We start from the raw sequence: 18,555 nt of genomic DNA, 5'->3' as shown, positions 1-18,555 counted from the left end.
TGAATGACCCAGCCAGCGCAGAACTGGCTGGTCATTAACTATCGTCTGGAGCAAGCAATGCCGTGTGAAGAACTGGATATCGTCTGGAATAATATTAAAGCCGAAGCCCGAGCGTTGGCCGACTGTGAGCCCATGCTGGCCAGTTTTTATCACGCGACGCTACTCAAGCACGAAAATCTCGGCAGCGCCCTGAGCTACATGCTCGCCAATAAACTGGCTTCCCCTATCATGCCTGCTATCGCTATTCGCGAGGTGGTGGAAGAGGCCTACGCTGCCGATCCGGAAATGATTGCTTCTGCCGCCTGCGATATTCAGGCCGTGCGCACGCGTGACCCGGCGGTGGATAAATACTCCACGCCGCTGCTGTATCTCAAAGGCTTCCACGCCTTACAGGCGTACCGCATCGGCCACTGGTTATGGAATGAGGGACGCCGCGCGCTGGCCATCTTCCTGCAAAACCAGGTTTCCGTGACCTTCCAGGTCGATATTCACCCGGCGGCGAAAATTGGCCGCGGGATCATGCTCGATCACGCCACCGGCATTGTTGTCGGTGAAACGGCGGTGATCGAAGATGACGTGTCGATTCTGCAATCCGTTACGCTGGGCGGTACAGGTAAAACCAGCGGCGATCGCCATCCGAAAATTCGTGAAGGGGTGATGATCGGCGCGGGTGCTAAAATCCTTGGCAATATTGAAGTCGGACGCGGCGCAAAGATTGGCGCGGGATCGGTTGTGCTCCAGCCTGTACCGCCGCACACCACCGCCGCTGGCGTCCCGGCGCGCATCGTCGGTAAGCCAGACAGCGATAAACCGTCGATGGATATGGATCAGCACTTTAACGGTATTCACCACACCTTCGAATACGGCGACGGTATCTGAACGCTGGAACACTCAAATAAAAAAGCCCGGTGAGTTAATGCACCGGGCTTTTGATTAGTTGCGGTATAACACTTTGATAATGTGATAGCCGAACTGCGTATGCAGTGGGCCGGTTGGCTCCAGCACCGGGCAGGAGAAGACCACTTTATCAAACGCCGGAACCATCTGGCCCTGGCGGAACTCGCCTAAGTCACCACCGCGTTTGCCTGACGGGCAAATCGAGTGTTTCTTCGCCAGTTTGCCGAAGTCGGCGCCGTTTTTAATCTGTTCGAGCAGATCCTGTGCCAGTTTTTCTTCTTTAACAAGGATATGCAGTGCTGCTGCTGTTTTTGCCATGATCGTGCCTTGAGTCAACGAGTTTACGATCGGTATACTACCACGCGTTTTTCCTCCTCTCCCGACTTTCATTGAGTGATCATTTATGCGTTTAAACCCCGGACAACAACAAGCTGTCGAATTCGTCACCGGACCCTGCCTGGTGCTGGCGGGAGCGGGATCCGGTAAAACACGCGTGATCACCAACAAAATCGCCCACTTAATTCGGGGTTGTGGATACCAGGCGCGCCATATCGCGGCGGTCACCTTTACCAACAAAGCGGCGCGTGAGATGAAAGAGCGCGTCGGCCAGACGCTGGGCCGTAAAGAGGCGCGCGGGCTGATGATCTCCACCTTCCATACGCTGGGTCTGGATATCATCAAGCGCGAATACGCGGCGCTGGGAATGAAGTCCAACTTTTCGCTCTTTGATGACACCGACCAGGTGGCGCTGCTCAAAGAGCTGACGGAAGGGCTGATCGAAGATGACAAAGTGCTGTTGCAACAGCTGATCTCAACGATCTCGAACTGGAAAAACGATCTGATGACGCCGGCCCAGGCAGCGGCAAGTGCCAAAGGCGAGCGTGACCGCATCTTTGCCCACTGCTATGGCCTGTACGACGCGCATATGAAAGCCTGCAACGTACTGGATTTCGACGATCTGATCCTGCTGCCGACGCTGCTGCTTCAGCGGAATGAAGAGGTGCGCGAGCGCTGGCAGAACAAAATTCGTTACCTGCTGGTGGATGAATACCAGGATACCAACACCAGCCAGTACGAGCTGGTGAAGCTGCTGGTAGGACAGCGCGCGCGTTTTACCGTCGTAGGTGATGACGATCAGTCGATTTACTCCTGGCGTGGCGCACGTCCGCAAAACCTGGTGCTGCTGAGCAAAGACTTCCCGGCGTTGCAGGTGATTAAACTGGAGCAGAACTACCGTTCTTCCGGGCGTATCCTGAAGGCGGCGAACATCCTGATTGCCAACAACCCGCACGTCTTTGAGAAGCGCCTGTTCTCTGAACTGGGTTACGGGACCGAGCTGAAAGTCCTTAGCGCCAATAACGAAGAGCACGAAGCGGAGCGCGTAACCGGCGAGCTGATTGCCCATCACTTCGTCAACAAAACTGAATACAAGGATTACGCGATCCTCTATCGCGGAAACCACCAGTCGCGCGTCTTTGAAAAGATGCTGATGCAGAACCGCATCCCCTACAAAATCTCCGGCGGTACGTCGTTCTTTTCGCGTCCGGAAATCAAGGATCTGCTGGCTTATCTGCGCGTGCTGACCAACCCGGATGACGACAGCGCTTTCCTGCGCATTGTAAATACGCCGAAGCGCGAGATTGGCTCTGCGACGCTGCAAAAGCTGGGTGAATGGGCGATGACCCGCAACAAAAGTCTGTTCACCGCCAGCTTCGATATGGGGCTGAGCCAGACCCTGACCGGGCGCGGCTATGACGCCTTAACCCGCTTTACCCACTGGCTGGGTGAGGTGCAGCGTCTGGCAGAGCGCGAGCCCGTGGCGGCAGTACGCGATCTGATCCACGGCATTGATTACGAATCCTGGTTGTATGAAACCTCCGCCAGCCCGAAAGCGGCAGAAATGCGCATGAAAAACGTTAACCAGCTCTTCAGCTGGATGACCGAAATGCTTGAAGGATCTGAGATTGACGAGCCGATGACCCTGACGCAGGTGGTCACCCGGTTCACGCTGCGCGATATGATGGAGCGCGGCGAGAGTGAAGAAGAAGCCGATCAGGTCCAGCTGATGACGTTGCATGCCTCGAAAGGGCTGGAGTTCCCGTATGTCTATCTGGTGGGGATGGAAGAGGGCCTGCTGCCGCACCAGAGCAGCATTGATGAAGATAACGTCGACGAAGAGCGCCGTCTGGCCTACGTGGGGATCACCCGTGCGCAGAAAGAGCTGACGTTTACGCTGTGCAAAGAGCGCCGACAGTATGGTGAGCTGGTGCGCCCGGAGCCGAGCCGTTTCCTGCTGGAGTTGCCTCAGGACGATCTTATCTGGGAGCAGGAGCGTAAAGCTATTACCGCTGAAGAGCGGATGCACAAGGGTCAAGCCAACGTGGCGAACATACGCGCCATGCTGGCGAAAGCCAAAGAGAAAGGATAACAATTTTGTAGGCCGGGTAAGGCGAAGCCGCCCCCCGGCACGCTTCAAAGGGTCACTTCACATCAAGCGCCCAGTGCACATAGCTCTGCCACTGGCACTCCTGCTCGATCAACTCTGCTCCAAGCGGATGATCTTCTAGCCAATTTTCCGGCAGCGTCAGCGTCAGTTTTTCATCGTCTGCCACCAGCGTAATGGCCGGGAGGAGATCGTCGCGACGCCGGCTGGCAAACAGAATCGCCAGACGAAGTAAGCGGCAGAGATGTTCGGCCACGCGCGGCGGTACAGCGTTTTGCTGATGAAGTGAAGAGAGGTCAACGGCGTTGGTTTGATTCAGCAGCAGGGTCGCGAGCAATTTTTTCTGCGCGGGAGTGTAGCCCGGCAAATCGAGATTACGCACCAGCCAGGCTGCGTGTAGCGGCGCTTGTTTGTACTCAACGCTAAGCCCAATTTCATGCAACGCACACGCACTTAGCAGCAAATCGCGGCTTAACGGTTCGATATCCCAACGTGGTTTAACCTGATCCGCAAAGAGCGATGCCAGTTGGCCCACTCGCTGCGCCTGATCGGTATCCACAATAAAGCGGCGCTGGACGTTACGTAGCGTACGGCTTCGAATGTCCTGATCCACCGAAAGATGCAGCATCCCATAGACCAGACCTTCGCGCAGTGCGCCGCCTGCCAGGGTCATGCACTGGATGTTTAGCTCGGTGAAAATGGCGATGAGAATGGCTAGCCCGCTGGGGAAGACCAGCGCACGTTCGAGCGTCAGCCCTTCAATTTCCAGCTCTTCCAGACGACCACATTGAATGGCGCGCTGTTTAAGCTGCTGGAGTTTAGCAAGCGTGATCCGCTCATCCATCCCCTGCGCCATCATGATTTCCTGCAACGCCTGTACAGTTCCTGACGCCCCAACACACACTTTCCAGCCGTGGTAGCGCAGTTCGTCCATGACCGGACGCAGCACTTCACGCGCGGCATTTTCAGCCTCGTCGAAGTTTTCTTGCGCGAGATTGCGGTCAGTAAAGTAGCGCTCAAGCCAGGTTACGCAGCCCATCGACAGACTGAACAGCGAGGTCGCCTGGGCACCCGTGCCGGTCACCAGTTCAGTACTCGCTCCGCCAATATCCACCACCAGACGGCGATCGTCGCCCCCGGTAGTGTGCGCCACGCCCTGATATATCAGACGCGCTTCTTCTTCACCGCTGATGACTTGCACCGGGCAGCCGAGAATTTCCTGCGCTTTGGCAATAAAATCGACGGCATTAACCGCCAGACGGAGCGTCGCGGTCGCGACAACGCGGATTTGGGCATGCGGTATGTCCTGCAGACGCTCTGCAAAGAGGCGCAGACACTGCCAGCCACGTTCCATGGCTTCGGGAGAGAGGTGATTATCGCTGCTCAGGCCCGCCGCCAGGCGGACCTTGCGCTTGATGCGCGTCAGCGTCTGTATGCTTCCCGCCACCTCGCGTACAACCAGCATATGAAAACTATTCGAACCGAGATCAATTGCCGCATAGAGCGAGGTGGAACTGAGCATCATTTTTTAACCTGAACGACGACGATTACGCGGCGCACCGCCGGAACGACGCGGGCCATTACCGGTACGTGGACGGGTAAGGCGCTTAGGTGGCGGCAGTTCGCTCATCAGCGCGTCCGGATTGTATTTACTCTGTGGAATAGAGTGACCGATATAGGTCTCAATGGCCGGAAGGTTCAGCGCATACTCTTCACATGCAAGGCTGATGGAGTGACCGCTTGCGCCGGCACGACCGGTACGACCGATACGGTGTACATAGTCTTCACAGTCATCTGGCAGGTCATAGTTAAAGACGTGCGTCACGGCTGGAATGTGCAGGCCACGGGCCGCCACGTCGGTCGCGACCAGAATATCAAGGTCGCCACGAGTAAATTCGTCGAGAATGCGCAGGCGTTTTTTCTGCGCCACGTCGCCGGTCAGCAGGCCCACACGGTGACCATCTGCCGCCAGGTGGCCCCAGATATCTTCACAGCGGTGTTTGGTGTTCGCGAAGATGATCGCGCGATCCGGCCACTCTTCTTCGATCAGGGTTTGTAGCAGGCGCATTTTCTCTTCATTAGAAGGATAGAAGAGCTCTTCTTTAATGCGGTGCCCGGTTTTCTGCTCCGGTTCTACTTCCACATATTCCGCATTGTTCATCTGCTCGAATGCGAGTTCACGTACGCGGTATGAAAGGGTTGCGGAGAACAGCATGTTCAGACGCTGGTTTGCCGCAGGCATACGGCGGAACAGCCAGCGGATGTCTTTAATGAAGCCCAGATCGTACATGCGGTCTGCTTCATCCAGCACCACGACCTGGATTGCGCCGAGGTTGATATGGTTCTGTTTAGCGTAGTCGATAAGACGGCCTGTGGTCCCAATCAGGATATCCACGCCGCTTTCCAGCACTTTCAGCTGTTTATCGTAGCCGTCGCCGCCATAGGCCAGGCCAAGTTTCAGGCCAGTGGCTTGCGCCAGGGGCTCAGCGTCTGCGTGGATCTGTACCGCCAGTTCTCGCGTCGGGGCCATAATTAGCGCGCGCGGCTGGTTAACTTTGCGGTCTGCAATCGCTGGGTGAGAAAGTAAATAATGAAACGTTGACGTTAAAAACGCCATCGTTTTGCCAGTACCGGTTTGCGCCTGCCCTGCAACATCACGACCGGCCAGCGTCAGCGGCAGGGCGAGAGCCTGAATGGGCGTGCAGTTATGAAACCCTTTAGTTTCAAGGGCTTCGATCACCTTTGGGTGCAGGGCGAAGTCGGAAAACTTCTGTTCTGTTAAATGTGTTTTGCTCATAGTGTGGTAGAATATCAGCTTACTATTGCTTTACGAAAGCGTATCCGGTGAAATAAAGTCAACCTTTAGTTGGTTAATGCGACATCAACACGTCGTTGGTGGAGACAAAACCAACGTACCAGGCTTATTCCTGTGGAGTTATATATGAGCGATAAAATTATTCACCTGACTGACGACAGTTTTGACACGGACGTACTTAAAGCTGACGGGCTGATCCTCGTTGATTTCTGGGCTGAATGGTGTGGTCCTTGCAAAATGATCGCTCCGATTCTGGATGAAATCGCTGACGAATATCAGGGCAAACTGACCGTTGCCAAGCTGAACATCGACCAGAACCCGGGCACCGCGCCAAAATACGGTATCCGTGGCATCCCGACCCTGCTGCTGTTCAAGAACGGTGACGTGGCGGCGACCAAAGTGGGCGCACTGTCCAAAGGTCAACTGAAAGAGTTCCTGGACGCTAACCTGGCGTAAGGTTTCTCCGCTGAGCGTCCAGAGCGCCTAATTAATGGTGAGCTCTGGACGCCCGGCTTTAGTCGTGCTAAGTTAGCTATGACTACGTTTTAAACATATCTTGTTGTTTGAATCTTGTTTTACCCGATACTTCCCGTTGTTAACTTAAACAGTGCGTGAAGTTGCTAGATTCCGGGCTTGTCACTCAATCCGTCTTGTCGTTTCAGTTCTGCGTTCTTTCCCTGTGACCAGACAGCGAACAGACATGAGGTGATGGCCGCTAAACAGGCATGGATGACCCTGCCATACCATTCACAACATTAAGTTCGAGAATCACCCCGAGTTTAAGAACCCACACCATTATGAATCTTACCGAATTAAAGAATACGCCGGTTTCTGAGCTGATCACTCTCGGCGAAAATATGGGACTGGAAAACCAGGCTCGTATGCGCAAGCAGGACATCATTTTCGCCATCCTGAAGCAACACGCTAAGAGTGGCGAAGATATCTTTGGCGACGGTGTGCTGGAGATACTGCAAGACGGATTTGGTTTCCTCCGCTCTGCAGACAGCTCCTACCTCGCCGGCCCTGACGACATCTACGTATCCCCTAGCCAAATCCGCCGTTTCAACCTCCGCACTGGTGACACCATTTCAGGTAAGATTCGTCCTCCAAAAGAGGGTGAACGCTACTTTGCGCTGTTGAAGGTTAATGAAGTCAACTACGACAAACCGGAAAACTCCCGCAATAAGATCCTGTTCGAGAACTTAACGCCGCTGCACGCGAACTCTCGTCTGCGTATGGAGCGTGGTAACGGGTCTACTGAAGACTTAACCGCTCGTGTGCTGGATCTGGCATCGCCAATTGGTCGTGGCCAGCGTGGTCTGATTGTGGCGCCGCCAAAAGCCGGTAAAACCATGCTGCTGCAAAACATCGCGCAGAGCATTGCTTACAACCATCCAGACTGTGTGCTGATGGTGCTGCTGATTGACGAACGTCCGGAAGAAGTGACCGAGATGCAGCGTCTGGTGAAAGGGGAAGTGGTTGCGTCAACCTTCGACGAGCCTGCTTCCCGCCACGTTCAGGTTGCGGAAATGGTTATCGAGAAGGCGAAACGCCTGGTTGAGCACAAGAAAGACGTGATCATCCTGCTCGATTCCATTACCCGTCTGGCGCGTGCCTACAACACCGTGGTGCCGGCTTCCGGTAAAGTACTGACCGGTGGTGTGGACGCCAACGCCCTGCACCGTCCGAAGCGTTTCTTCGGTGCGGCGCGTAACGTGGAAGAGGGCGGTAGCCTGACCATTATCGCGACGGCGCTGATCGATACCGGCTCCAAAATGGACGAAGTTATCTACGAAGAGTTTAAAGGTACAGGCAACATGGAACTGCACCTTTCTCGTAAAATCGCAGAAAAACGCGTCTTCCCGGCGATCGACTACAACCGTTCCGGTACCCGTAAAGAAGAGCTGCTTACCACTCAGGAAGAGCTGCAGAAAATGTGGATCCTGCGCAAAATCATCCATCCAATGGGCGAAATCGACGCAATGGAATTCCTCATTAACAAACTGGCGATGACTAAAACGAACGACGATTTCTTCGACATGATGAAACGCTCGTAACGCAAATAATCCCAGTAAACGCCACGTTTTTACGTGGCGTTTTTTATTTATGGACTATACGCTATTACCACACACTCCCAATTTTGACCGGTCGGTGCGACAATAAGAAAATTCGCACAGTAAAAATATTAATAGCTTGAATAATAAACAAATGGGTCGCAAGAGGTGTGCTTTATGCCTTCTGGCTTGATGCCATCATGGTTATACTTCTTTGACTAACATATGTTGAGAACATCCGTTGTGAACCTATTCGATACGTTTGCTGAACTCACCAGTATTTTTTTGTTCACTACTTGCTTTCTTTTTTTAGCACGTAAGGTAGCAAAATATGTCGGTTTAGTGGACAAACCTAACTTCCGTAAACGGCACCAAGGTATGATTCCCTTGGTGGGAGGAATCTCCGTTTTTGCAGGTGTTTCTTTCACTTTTGCTATCGCGGATTACTATATCCCACATGCCAGGCTGTACCTGTGCTGTGCGTCTGTTCTGGTTGTTGTGGGGGCACTTGATGATCGCTACGATATCAGTGTAAAAATTCGAGCCTTCGTGCAGGCTGCAGTTGCTCTTGCCATGATGGTGGCGGCAAACCTTCACCTTAGCAGTCTTGGATACATTTTTGGTTCTTGGGAGATGGTACTTGGGCCGTTTGGTTACTTCCTTACACTCTTTGCCGTATGGGTCGCCATCAATGCATTTAATATGGTAGATGGGATTGATGGTTTATTGGGCGGACTATCTTGTGTTTCATTTGCTGCCATTGGCATAATCTTATGGTTTGATGGTCAATACAGCCTGGCAATGTGGTGTTTTGCTATGATTGCGGCCATTCTGCCCTATATTCTTTTAAATCTTGGCGCGCTGGGCCGTCGCTATAAAGTCTTTATGGGCGATGCGGGTAGCACATTGATTGGTTTCACTATTATCTGGATCTTATTGGAAACCACTCAGGGTAAAACACATCCAATCAGCCCGGTTACAGCGCTTTGGATCATTGCCATTCCGCTGATGGATATGGTGGCGATTATGTATCGTCGTCTGCGTAAAGGAATGAGCCCATTTTCTGCGGACCGGCAGCATATTCATCATCTGATTATGCGCGCCGGCTTCACGTCTCGTCAGGCGTTTGTGCTGATTACGCTAGCGGCTGCTATTCTGGCTGCGATTGGCGTTGCTGCGGAATACGCTCATTTCATTCCTGAATGGGTAATGTTGGTATTATTCTTGCTAGCATTTTTCATGTACGGTTACTGCATCAAGCGTGCATGGAAAGTCGCGCGTTTTATTAAACGTTTAAAACGCAGGATGCGTCGGAACAGTGGCAAAAACACAACTTTAACTAAGTAAAACCGGGACTATGATGACTCAACCGTTGGCGGGAGCGAAATCAGTGGGCACTGAGAACGAGCTGGATATTCGTGGTTTGTTTCGAGTGTTATGGCAGGGCAAACTGTGGATTGTGGGGATTGGCCTGGGGTTCGCGCTGTTAGCGCTTGCCTACACCTTCTTTGCGAAACAAGAGTGGAGCGCCACGGCGATCACAGACCGACCAACGGTGAATATGCTTGGAGGCTACTACTCCCAGCAGCAATTCCTGCGTAATCTTGATGTCAAGGCCAATCTGGCGACCCCGGATCAGGCCTCGGTGATGGATGAGTCCTACAAAGAGTTTGTGATGCAGCTGGCGTCGTGGGATACACGTCGCGATTTCTGGTCCCAGACAGACTACTACAAGCAGCGCATGGTCGGTAACAGCAAAGCGGATGCCGCGCTGCTGGATGATTTAATCAACAACATTCAGTTTATGCCTGGCGATGTGCTCCGTAACGTTAGCGACAGCGTGAAGCTGATTGCGGAAACGGCGCCGGACGCCAATAACCTGTTGCGTCAGTACGTTGCTTTTGCCAGCCAGCGTGCGGCCAGTCATCTGAATGACGAGCTGAAAGGCGCCTGGGCTGCGCGTACTATTCAGATGAAAGCGCAGGTCAAACGTCAGGAAGAGGTCGCTAAGGCCATCTTCGCCCGTCGCGTGCATAATATTGAGCAGGCGCTGAAGATTGCGGAACAGCACAATATTTCCCGTAGCGAAACGGATGTTCCGGCTGACGAACTCCCTGATTCAGAAATGTTCCTTCTTGGTCGCCCAATGCTTCAGGCACGTCTGGAAAATATCCAGGCCGTAGGCCCTGACTTTGACCTTGATTACGACCAAAACCGCGCCATGCTCAATACGCTCAACGTCGGTCCAACGCTGGACCCGCGTTTTCAGACCTATCGTTATTTAAGAACGCCTGAAGAGCCTGTAAAACGCGATAGTCCGCGTCGCGCATTCCTGATGATCATGTGGGGGATTGTGGGCGCACTGACTGGCGCTGGCGTAGCGTTATTGCGTCGCCGCACAAACTAAGAACGCCGTCTACGATGAAGGCTGCGGCCTTCATCGTCTAATCGAAGAGAATCGATGTGAAAGTACTAACCGTATTTGGCACCAGGCCGGAGGCCATCAAGATGGCGCCTCTGGTTCATGCGCTGGCCAGAGATCCTGATATTGAAGCGAAAGTGTGCGTGACTGCCCAGCACCGTGAGATGCTCGATCAGGTCTTAACCCTCTTTTCTATCGTCCCGGATTACGATCTCAATATAATGAAACCGGGACAGGGACTGACGGAAATCACCTGCCGTATTCTGCAAGAATTAAAGCCTATTCTGGAGTCGTTCAAGCCGGATGTAGTGCTGGTGCACGGCGACACCACCACCACCGTGGCGACCAGCCTGGCCGCGTTCTATCAGCGTATCCCTGTTGGCCATGTCGAAGCGGGACTGCGTACCGGCAATCTTTATTCCCCGTGGCCGGAAGAGGCCAACCGTACGCTCACCGGTCACCTGGCGATGTACCATTTTGCGCCAACCGAGAACTCACGTCAGAACCTGCTGCGCGAAAACATCAGCGACAGCAAAATCTTCGTTACCGGCAATACGGTCATTGATGCGCTGATTTGGGTGCGTAACCGCGTGCTGGCTAACAGCGAGCTTCAGGCAGAACTCGCTGCGCGCTATCCGTTCCTGAACAACGGCAAGAAAACGATTCTGGTGACGGGACACCGCCGCGAAAGTTTTGGCCGTGGCTTTGAGCAAATCTGCCACGCGCTGGCTGAAATCGCCGCGCAGAATGAGGATGTGCAGATTGTCTATCCGGTGCACCTTAACCCTAACGTCAGCGAACCGGTCAACCGTATCCTGGGCCACGTGGAAAACGTGCTCCTGATAGAGCCGCAGGACTATCTGCCATTTGTCTGGCTGATGAACCACGCCTGGCTGATCCTGACCGATTCTGGCGGCATTCAGGAAGAGGCGCCTTCCCTCGGTAAGCCGGTACTGGTGATGCGCGAAACCACTGAACGTCCGGAAGCGGTCACTGCCGGTACCGTGCGTCTGGTGGGAACGGATCCGCATCGTATTGTCGAAGAGGTCACGCGCTTACTGCATGACGAAGAAGAGTATCAGGCGATGAGCCGTGCCCATAACCCGTACGGGGACGGGCAGGCTTGTGGACGTATTTTGCACGCACTTAAACACAATCGGGTAACGCTATGAGTTTTACTACCATCTCTGTTGTTGGTCTCGGCTATATCGGGCTGCCTACTGCGGCGGCCTTTGCCTCTCGTCAAAAGCAGGTTATTGGCGTAGATATCAACGCGCATGCGGTAGAAACCATCAACCGTGGCGAAATTCATATCGTGGAGCCCGATCTCGATCGTGTGGTGAAAAAGGCGGTGGACGGTGGCTTCCTGCGCGCCAGCACCACGCCGGTAGAAGCCGATGCGTACCTGATTGCGGTGCCTACGCCCTTTAAAGGCGATCACGAGCCTGACATGGTTTACGTCGAGGCGGCGGCAAAATCCATTGCGCCTGTGCTGAAGAAAGGGGCACTGGTTATTCTTGAGTCCACTTCACCTGTTGGGGCAACCGAGCAGATGGCACAGTGGCTGGCCGAGGCGCGTCCCGATCTCAGCTTCCCCCAGCAGGCGGGCGACCAGGCCGATATCAACATCGCCTACTGCCCTGAGCGCGTACTGCCAGGCCAGGTGATGGTGGAACTGATTAAAAATGACCGCGTGATTGGCGGCATGACCCCAGTCTGCTCCGCGCGCGCCAGCGAGCTGTATAAGATCTTCCTTGAAGGCGAATGCGTGGTGACCAACTCCCGCACCGCCGAGATGTGCAAACTGACCGAAAATAGCTTCCGCGATGTTAACATTGCATTTGCGAATGAACTGTCGTTGATTTGCGCCGATCAGGGGATTAACGTCTGGGAACTTGTTCGCCTTGCCAATCGTCACCCACGCGTGAACATCCTTCAGCCGGGGCCGGGTGTGGGTGGGCACTGTATCGCGGTCGATCCGTGGTTTATCGTGGCGCAGAATCCGGAACAGGCACGCCTGATTCGCACCGCGCGCGAAGTAAACGACCACAAACCGCACTGGGTTATCAACCAGGTGAAAGCCACGGTGGCGGATTGCCTCGCCGACAGCGGTAAACGTGCCAGTGAGCTGAAAATTGCATGCTTTGGTCTGGCATTCAAACCGAATATTGACGATCTTCGCGAAAGCCCGGCAATGGAAATTGCCGAAACGATCGCAGCCTGGCACAGCGGTGAAACGCTGGTGGTTGAGCCGAATATTCATGCGTTGCCGGCAAAACTTGCCGGTCACTGCACCCTTACCGCACTGGATGACGCGCTGGCGACGGCGGATGTGCTGGTGCTGCTGGTGGATCACAATGCGTTTAAAGCGGTCTCCGCTGATGCCGTGCGTCAGCAGTATATTGTTGATACTAAGGGCGTTTGGCGTTGATTACTCTCAACGGCGTGCTGGAGTCCCTTGAGTGGGAAAGCGTATTTTTTTCGCTCCCCTCAGCGATAGTGCGTCTGCGCGATAACGCTCCTGCGTTGCAGGACGCAGACTTCAGCGCCTGGCAGCGCGTTCAGGCTAAGATCCCGGCGGACCGCGCCGATCTGCTGGACGCGCTCCAGCAGCACGGATTCCGGCTGGTCGAGGGCGAGGTTGATCTCTCTGTTACCGTGGCCCGCCACGGCTCACCGGGCGCGGAAATTGCAACGGAGCAGGATATCCCCGCGCTGCGCAAGATGGCGGCGCTGGCTTTCGCTCAAAGCCGTTTCCGGGCGCCCTGGTATGCGCCCGATGACAGCGGCCGCTTTTATGCCCGGTGGATAGAGAATGCGGTTAAAGGCACGTTTGACCACGTCTGTCTGGTGTTCCGTACTGCCGGTGGGCAGATTCAGGGTTTTGTTTCGCTTCGCAGGCTCAACGAGCACGAGGCGCGCATCGGTTTGTTAGCCGGGCGCGGCATGGGCGAAAAACTCATGCAGGCGGCGCTGCACTGGGCGGAGCAACAACAGGTATCGACGCTGCGGGTCGCAACCCAGATGGGCAACACCGCTGCGCTTAAACGTTATATTGCGAGTGGTGCCAGCATTGACGCCACCGCCTACTGGTTATACAGGTGACAAGATGATTCCATTTAACGCGCCTCCCGTTGTGGGCAATGAACTTGATTACATGCAGTCGGCTATGGGCAGCGGCAAGCTCTGTGGCGACGGTGGTTTTACCCGTCGCTGCCAGCAGTGGATGGAGCAACGTTTTCACAGTGCCAAGGTGCTGCTGACGCCGTCCTGCACCGCATCGCTCGAAATGGCCGCGCTGCTGCTGGATATTCAGCCCGGCGATGAAGTGATCATGCCGAGCTACACCTTCGTCTCCACGGCGAACGCGTTTGTCCTGCGCGGGGCGAAAATCGTGTTTGTGGATATCCGTCCGGATACCATGAACATCGACGAAACGCTGATTGAAGCGGCGATCACCGACAAAACGCGGGCGATTGTTCCGGTGCATTACGCGGGCGTGGCCTGTGAAATGGACACCATCATGGCCATCGCCAAAAAGCACAACCTGTTCGTGGTGGAAGATGCCGCGCAGGGCGTGATGTCCACCTACAAAGGTCGCGCGCTGGGAACCATCGGTCATATCGGCTGCTTTAGCTTCCACGAAACCAAAAACTACACCGCAGGCGGCGAAGGCGGCGCGACGCTGATTAACGATCGTGCCCTTGTCGAGCGTGCGGAAGTGATCCGTGAAAAAGGGACCAACCGCAGCCAGTTCTTCCGCGGTCAGGTGGATAAATACACCTGGCGCGATATCGGCTCAAGCTACCTGATGGCGGACTTGCAGGCCGCGTATCTCTGGGCGCAGCTGGAAGCGGCAGAGCGAATCAATCTGCAACGCCTCTCCCTGTGGCAAACCTACTACGACGCGCTGGAGTCGCTGGCTAAAGCCGGACGTATTGAACTGCCGACTATTCCGGCAGACTGCATCCACAACGCCCACATGTTCTATATCAAGCTGCGCGATAACGACGATCGCAGCAAGCTGATTGCCTGGCTGAAAGAGGCGGAAATTATGGCGGTATTCCACTATATTCCGCTGCACTCCAGCCCGGCTGGCGAAGCCTTCGGGATGTTTGCCGGTGAAGACCGCTACACCACCAAAGAGAGCGAACGTCTGCTCCGCCTGCCCCTGTTCTACAACCTCGCGCCGGTGAACCAGCGTACGGTGATCAATTCGCTTCTGAGTTATTTCGCCTGATATGTCTCTGGCAAAAGCGTCGGTGTGGACGGCAGCGTCCACGCTTGTAAAAATTGGCGCCGGGTTACTGGTCGTCAAGCTGCTGGCCGTCTCATTTGGTCCGTCAGGCGTTGGGCTGGCAGGGAACTTCCGCCAGCTGGTCACGGTGCTTGGCGTGCTGGCGGGAGCCGGGATATTCAATGGCGTCACCAAATACGTCGCGCAGCATCATGACGATGCCGAAAAGCTCCGCACGGTGGTGGGCACCTCCTCTGCTATGGTGCTGGGCTTCTCTACGTTGCTGGCCGTCGTCTTTTTGCTGGCGGCGGCACCCATCAGCCAGGGACTGTTCGGACACACACACTATCAGGGGCTGGTGCGCCTGGTGGCGCTCGTTCAGATGGGGATCGCCTGGGCGAACCTGCTGCTGGCGCTGATGAAAGGCTTCCGTGATGCCGCCGGGAATGCGCTGGCGCTGATCCTCGGCAGCATTATCGGCGTTATTGCCTACTACTTCTGCTATCGGCTGGGCGGCTATGAAGGCGCGCTGCTGGGGCTGGCGCTGGTGCCTGCGCTCGTTGTCATTCCGGCAGCGTTTATGCTGATGCGCAGAGGCAATGTCCCGCTGAGTTACCTGAAACCGCAGTGGGACAAGATGCTGGCGGGGCAGCTAGGAAAGTTTACCCTGATGGCGCTCATCACTTCGGTAACGCTTCCCGTGGCTTACGTGATGATGCGAAACCTGCTGGCAGCGCATTACAGCTGGGATGAAGTGGGGATCTGGCAGGGCGTAAGCAGCATTTCAGATGCTTACCTCCAATTTATTACGGCTTCCTTTAGCGTCTATTTGCTGCCAACCTTATCGCGCCTGACGTCCAGGCAGGATATTACCCGCGAGATTTTTCGCGCCCTGCGTTTCGTGTTGCCGGCCGTTGCGATCGCCAGCTTTACCGTCTGGTTACTGCGTGATTTCGCCATCTGGCTGCTGTTTTCGGCGAAGTTTACCGCCATGCGCGATCTGTTTGCCTGGCAACTGGTCGGCGATGTGCTGAAAGTGGGGGCATACGTTTTCGGCTATCTGGTGATTGCGAAGGCTTCGCTGCGGTTGTATATCCTGGCAGAGATCGGCCAGTTTGCGCTGCTAACGGCATTTTCTCACTGGCTGATCCCCACCCACGGTGCGCTGGGGGCGGCGCAGGCCTATATGGCAACTTATATCGTTTATTTCGCTGCCTGTTGCGGCGTATTTTTACTTTGGCGTAAACGCGCATGACTGCACTGATACACATACTGGGATCGGATATCCCGCATCATAACCAGACCGTTCTGCGGTTCTTCAACGATGAACTGGCATCCGGCACGCCCGATGCGCGTGAGTTTATGGTCGTTGGATGCGATAACGGCCTGAGCGCGGCGTGTCCGGCATTGCATATCACCTTCTGGCCAGACAAAGCGGCGCTGACGAAGGCCGTGGTTGCTAAAGCCAAAGCGGATCGAAGCCAACGTTTCTTCTTCCATGGACAGTTCAATACCGGACTGTGGCTGGCGCTGTTAAGCGGCGGGATCAAACCTTCTCAGTTCAGCTGGCATATCTGGGGAGCGGATCTCTACGAAGTCTCCCGTGGCTGGAAGTTCCGACTTTTCTATCCGCTGCGTCGTCTGGCGCAGGCGCGCGTGGGCTGCGTTTTTGCTACCCGAGGCGATCTCAACTATTTTGCTAAACAGCACCCGAAGGTTCGCGGGGAGCTGCTCTATTTCCCGACCCGTATGGATCCGGCGCTGAACACCATGGCGAATGACACGGTTCGAGAGGGCAAGCTGACCATCCTGGTGGGGAATTCCGGCGATCGCAGTAACGAGCATGTCGCGGCGCTGAGGGCGGTGCATCAGCAGTTTGGCGACACGGTGAACGTGGTGGTGCCGATGGGCTATCCCGCCAATAACGACGCCTACATCGATGAAGTTCGCCAGCAGGGGCTTGCGCTGTTTAGCGCGGAAAACCTGCACATTCTCAGCGATAAGCTGGAATTTGATGACTATCTCGCGCTGCTGCGAAAATGCGATCTGGGCTATTTCATCTTTGCCCGTCAGCAGGGGATTGGCACGCTGTGTCTGCTGATTCAGGCGGGCGTACCCTGCGTGCTCAACCGCGAAAACCCGTTCTGGCAGGACATGGCCGAGCAGCATATTCCGGTGCTGTTTACCTCTGACACGCTTAATGTCGAGGTGGTACGGGAAGCGCAGCGTCAGCTCACGCTGGTGGATAAAAATAGCATCGACTTTTTCAGCCCGAACTACCTCACGCCGTGGCACCGCGCGCTGCGTATTGCTTCAGGAGACAACGCATGAGCCAGTTGCAGTTTAGCGGCTTGCTGGTGGTCTGGCTGCTGAGCACGCTGTTTATCGCCACGCTCACCTGGTTTGAATTCCGGCGGGTACGTTTTAACTTCAACGTATTCTTCTCGCTGCTGTTTTTGCTGACCTTTTTCTTTGGCTTCCCGCTGACCAGCATCCTCGTGTTCCGCTTTGATGTTGGCGTCGCGCCGCCGGAAATCTTGTTGCAGGCGCTGCTCTCTGCGACCTGCTTCTACGCGGTGTACTACGTCACTTATAAAACGCGCCTGCACGCGGCAAAAGACACCACCCCTCGTCGTCCGCTGTTTACCATGAACCGGGTAGAAACCCATCTGACGTGGGTTATGCTGATGACTATCGCCCTCGTCAGCGTGGCGATTTTCTTCATGCATAACGGCTTTTTACTGTTTAAGTTGCAGTCCTATAGCCAGATTTTCTCCGCCGAAGTCTCCGGCGTCGCGCTCAAGCGTTTCTTCTATTTCTTTATCCCGGCGATGCTGGTGGTCTTTTTCCTGCGTCAGGACAGCAAAGCCTGGCTGTTCTTCCTGGTCAGCACCGTCGCATTTGGCATTCTGACCTACATGATCGTCGGCGGCACCCGCGCCAACATCATTATCGCCTTCGCGATTTTCCTGTTTATCGGCATTATTCGCGGCTGGATCTCGCTGTGGATGCTGGCGGCGGCAGGCGTCTTTGGCATTGTGGGGATGTTCTGGCTGGCGCTGAAGCGCTACGGGCTGAACGTGGCCGGCGACGAAGCGTTTTACACCTTCCTGTATCTGACGCGCGACACCTTCTCGCCGTGGGAAAACCTGGCATTACTGCTGCAAAACTACGACAAAATCGAATTCCAGGGGCTGGCGCCGATTGTTCGCGATTTCTATGTCTTTATACCGACGTGGCTGTGGCCCGATCGTCCCGGCATTGTCCTGAACACGGCGAACTACTTCACCTGGGAAGTGCTGAACAACCATTCGGGTCTGGCGATTTCCCCAACCCTGATTGGCTCGCTGGTAGTGATGGGCGGAACGTGGTTTATCCTGCCTGGCGCGATCGCGGTAGGGCTGATAATAAAATGGTTCGACTGGCTATATACGCTGGGTAACGAAGAGACCAACCGCTACAAAGCCGCTGTTTTGCACAGTTTCTGTTTCGGTGCCATTTTCAATATGATCGTTCTGGCGCGCGAGGGGCTGGATTCATTCGTCTCACGCGTGGTGTTCTTTATGGTCGTTTTCGGACTCTGTCTGCTGCTGGCAAAACTGCTGTACTGGTTGTTTGACAGTGCAGGGCTTGTGCACAGACGTGAGCCACAGGGCAGCACAACGCTGTCGCAAGTCTGAGTAGGGA

The 18,555-nt window shown here is 54.9% G+C and carries 16 protein-coding genes; 13 read left to right on the top strand and 3 right to left on the bottom strand.

Annotated features, from left to right (window positions below):
- Positions 1 to 57 precede the first annotated feature (57 nt).
- Positions 58 to 879: a serine O-acetyltransferase gene (gene cysE / locus ACOT1A_RS09645; protein WP_022646641.1), complete on the top strand. Its 822-nt coding sequence runs from the start codon at positions 58 to 60 to the stop codon at positions 877 to 879.
- 54 nt (positions 880 to 933) lie between these two features.
- Here the strand turns inward: cysE and ppiC are convergent, their stop codons facing one another.
- Positions 934 to 1,215 (bottom strand): peptidylprolyl isomerase PpiC, encoded by a 282-nt coding sequence (gene ppiC / locus ACOT1A_RS09640; protein ID WP_006812396.1) that lies wholly within the window; start codon positions 1,213 to 1,215, stop codon positions 934 to 936.
- An 85-nt stretch (positions 1,216 to 1,300) separates the two neighbouring features.
- Here ppiC and rep point away from each other — a divergent pair, with 85 nt between their 5' ends.
- Entirely contained in the window at positions 1,301 to 3,325 is a 2,025-nt protein-coding gene (rep, locus tag ACOT1A_RS09635) for a DNA helicase Rep (protein ID WP_022646642.1), read from the top strand.
- A gap of 52 nt (positions 3,326 to 3,377) precedes the next feature.
- On the opposite strand, the gene gppA is transcribed toward rep, so the two are convergent.
- On the bottom strand, positions 3,378 to 4,862 hold the full coding sequence (gene gppA, locus ACOT1A_RS09630) for a guanosine-5'-triphosphate,3'-diphosphate diphosphatase (RefSeq protein ID WP_038416966.1): 1,485 nt from the start codon (positions 4,860 to 4,862) through the stop codon (positions 3,378 to 3,380).
- 6 nt (positions 4,863 to 4,868) lie between these two features.
- Positions 4,869 to 6,137 (bottom strand): ATP-dependent RNA helicase RhlB, encoded by a 1,269-nt coding sequence (gene rhlB / locus ACOT1A_RS09625; protein ID WP_022646644.1) that lies wholly within the window; start codon positions 6,135 to 6,137, stop codon positions 4,869 to 4,871.
- A gap of 144 nt (positions 6,138 to 6,281) precedes the next feature.
- On the opposite strand from rhlB, the gene trxA reads away from it, so the two are divergent.
- From trxA to wzyE, 11 genes are all read left to right on the top strand, one after another.
- Complete coding sequence (trxA, locus tag ACOT1A_RS09620; protein WP_006812392.1) at positions 6,282 to 6,611, top strand: thioredoxin TrxA; 330 nt, start codon at positions 6,282 to 6,284, stop codon at positions 6,609 to 6,611.
- 341 nt (positions 6,612 to 6,952) lie between these two features.
- A complete protein-coding gene (gene rho, locus ACOT1A_RS09615) occupies positions 6,953 to 8,212 on the top strand; it encodes a transcription termination factor Rho (protein ID WP_001054528.1) in 1,260 nt (419 codons plus the stop codon).
- Between the two features lie 240 nt (positions 8,213 to 8,452).
- Positions 8,453 to 9,556 carry a UDP-N-acetylglucosamine--undecaprenyl-phosphate N-acetylglucosaminephosphotransferase gene (gene wecA / locus ACOT1A_RS09610; RefSeq protein WP_022646645.1) on the top strand — a complete coding sequence of 368 codons (1,104 nt, stop codon included), beginning with the start codon at positions 8,453 to 8,455 and terminating at the stop codon, positions 9,554 to 9,556.
- Positions 9,557 to 9,569: 13 nt separating this feature from the next.
- Positions 9,570 to 10,616 carry an ECA polysaccharide chain length modulation protein gene (gene wzzE, locus ACOT1A_RS09605; protein WP_105322887.1) on the top strand — a complete coding sequence of 349 codons (1,047 nt, stop codon included), beginning with the start codon at positions 9,570 to 9,572 and terminating at the stop codon, positions 10,614 to 10,616.
- A gap of 56 nt (positions 10,617 to 10,672) precedes the next feature.
- The gene (gene wecB, locus ACOT1A_RS09600) at positions 10,673 to 11,803 is read left to right on the top strand and encodes a non-hydrolyzing UDP-N-acetylglucosamine 2-epimerase (RefSeq protein WP_105322888.1); all 1,131 of its coding nucleotides are present in this window, start codon (positions 10,673 to 10,675) and stop codon (positions 11,801 to 11,803) included.
- The gene (gene wecC / locus ACOT1A_RS09595; RefSeq protein ID WP_023299034.1) at positions 11,800 to 13,062 is read left to right on the top strand and encodes a UDP-N-acetyl-D-mannosamine dehydrogenase; all 1,263 of its coding nucleotides are present in this window, start codon (positions 11,800 to 11,802) and stop codon (positions 13,060 to 13,062) included. Before wecB ends, wecC begins: the two co-directional genes overlap by 4 nt.
- Positions 13,059 to 13,736, top strand: a complete 678-nt coding sequence (gene rffC / locus ACOT1A_RS09590) for a dTDP-4-amino-4,6-dideoxy-D-galactose acyltransferase (RefSeq protein WP_046621722.1) — start codon at positions 13,059 to 13,061, stop codon at positions 13,734 to 13,736. Before wecC ends, rffC begins: the two co-directional genes overlap by 4 nt.
- A 4-nt stretch (positions 13,737 to 13,740) precedes the next feature.
- Positions 13,741 to 14,871 (top strand): dTDP-4-amino-4,6-dideoxygalactose transaminase, encoded by a 1,131-nt coding sequence (gene rffA / locus ACOT1A_RS09585; protein ID WP_276169990.1) that lies wholly within the window; start codon positions 13,741 to 13,743, stop codon positions 14,869 to 14,871.
- A 1-nt stretch (position 14,872) separates the two neighbouring features.
- The gene (gene wzxE, locus ACOT1A_RS09580; RefSeq protein WP_276169991.1) at positions 14,873 to 16,123 is read left to right on the top strand and encodes a lipid III flippase WzxE; all 1,251 of its coding nucleotides are present in this window, start codon (positions 14,873 to 14,875) and stop codon (positions 16,121 to 16,123) included.
- A complete protein-coding gene (locus ACOT1A_RS09575) occupies positions 16,120 to 17,199 on the top strand; it encodes a TDP-N-acetylfucosamine:lipid II N-acetylfucosaminyltransferase (protein ID WP_023305223.1) in 1,080 nt (359 codons plus the stop codon). The genes wzxE and ACOT1A_RS09575 overlap by 4 nt, the downstream gene beginning before the upstream one ends.
- Positions 17,196 to 18,548 (top strand): ECA oligosaccharide polymerase, encoded by a 1,353-nt coding sequence (wzyE, locus tag ACOT1A_RS09570; RefSeq protein WP_276169992.1) that lies wholly within the window; start codon positions 17,196 to 17,198, stop codon positions 18,546 to 18,548. Before ACOT1A_RS09575 ends, wzyE begins: the two co-directional genes overlap by 4 nt.
- The last annotated feature ends 7 nt before the right edge of the window (positions 18,549 to 18,555 follow it).

The organism is Enterobacter cloacae complex sp. SYL003 (assembly GCF_049236925.1).
GTDB classification, from domain to species: domain Bacteria; phylum Pseudomonadota; class Gammaproteobacteria; order Enterobacterales; family Enterobacteriaceae; genus Enterobacter; species Enterobacter intestinihominis.
This window is presented reverse-complemented; position numbering and strand designations above follow the sequence as displayed.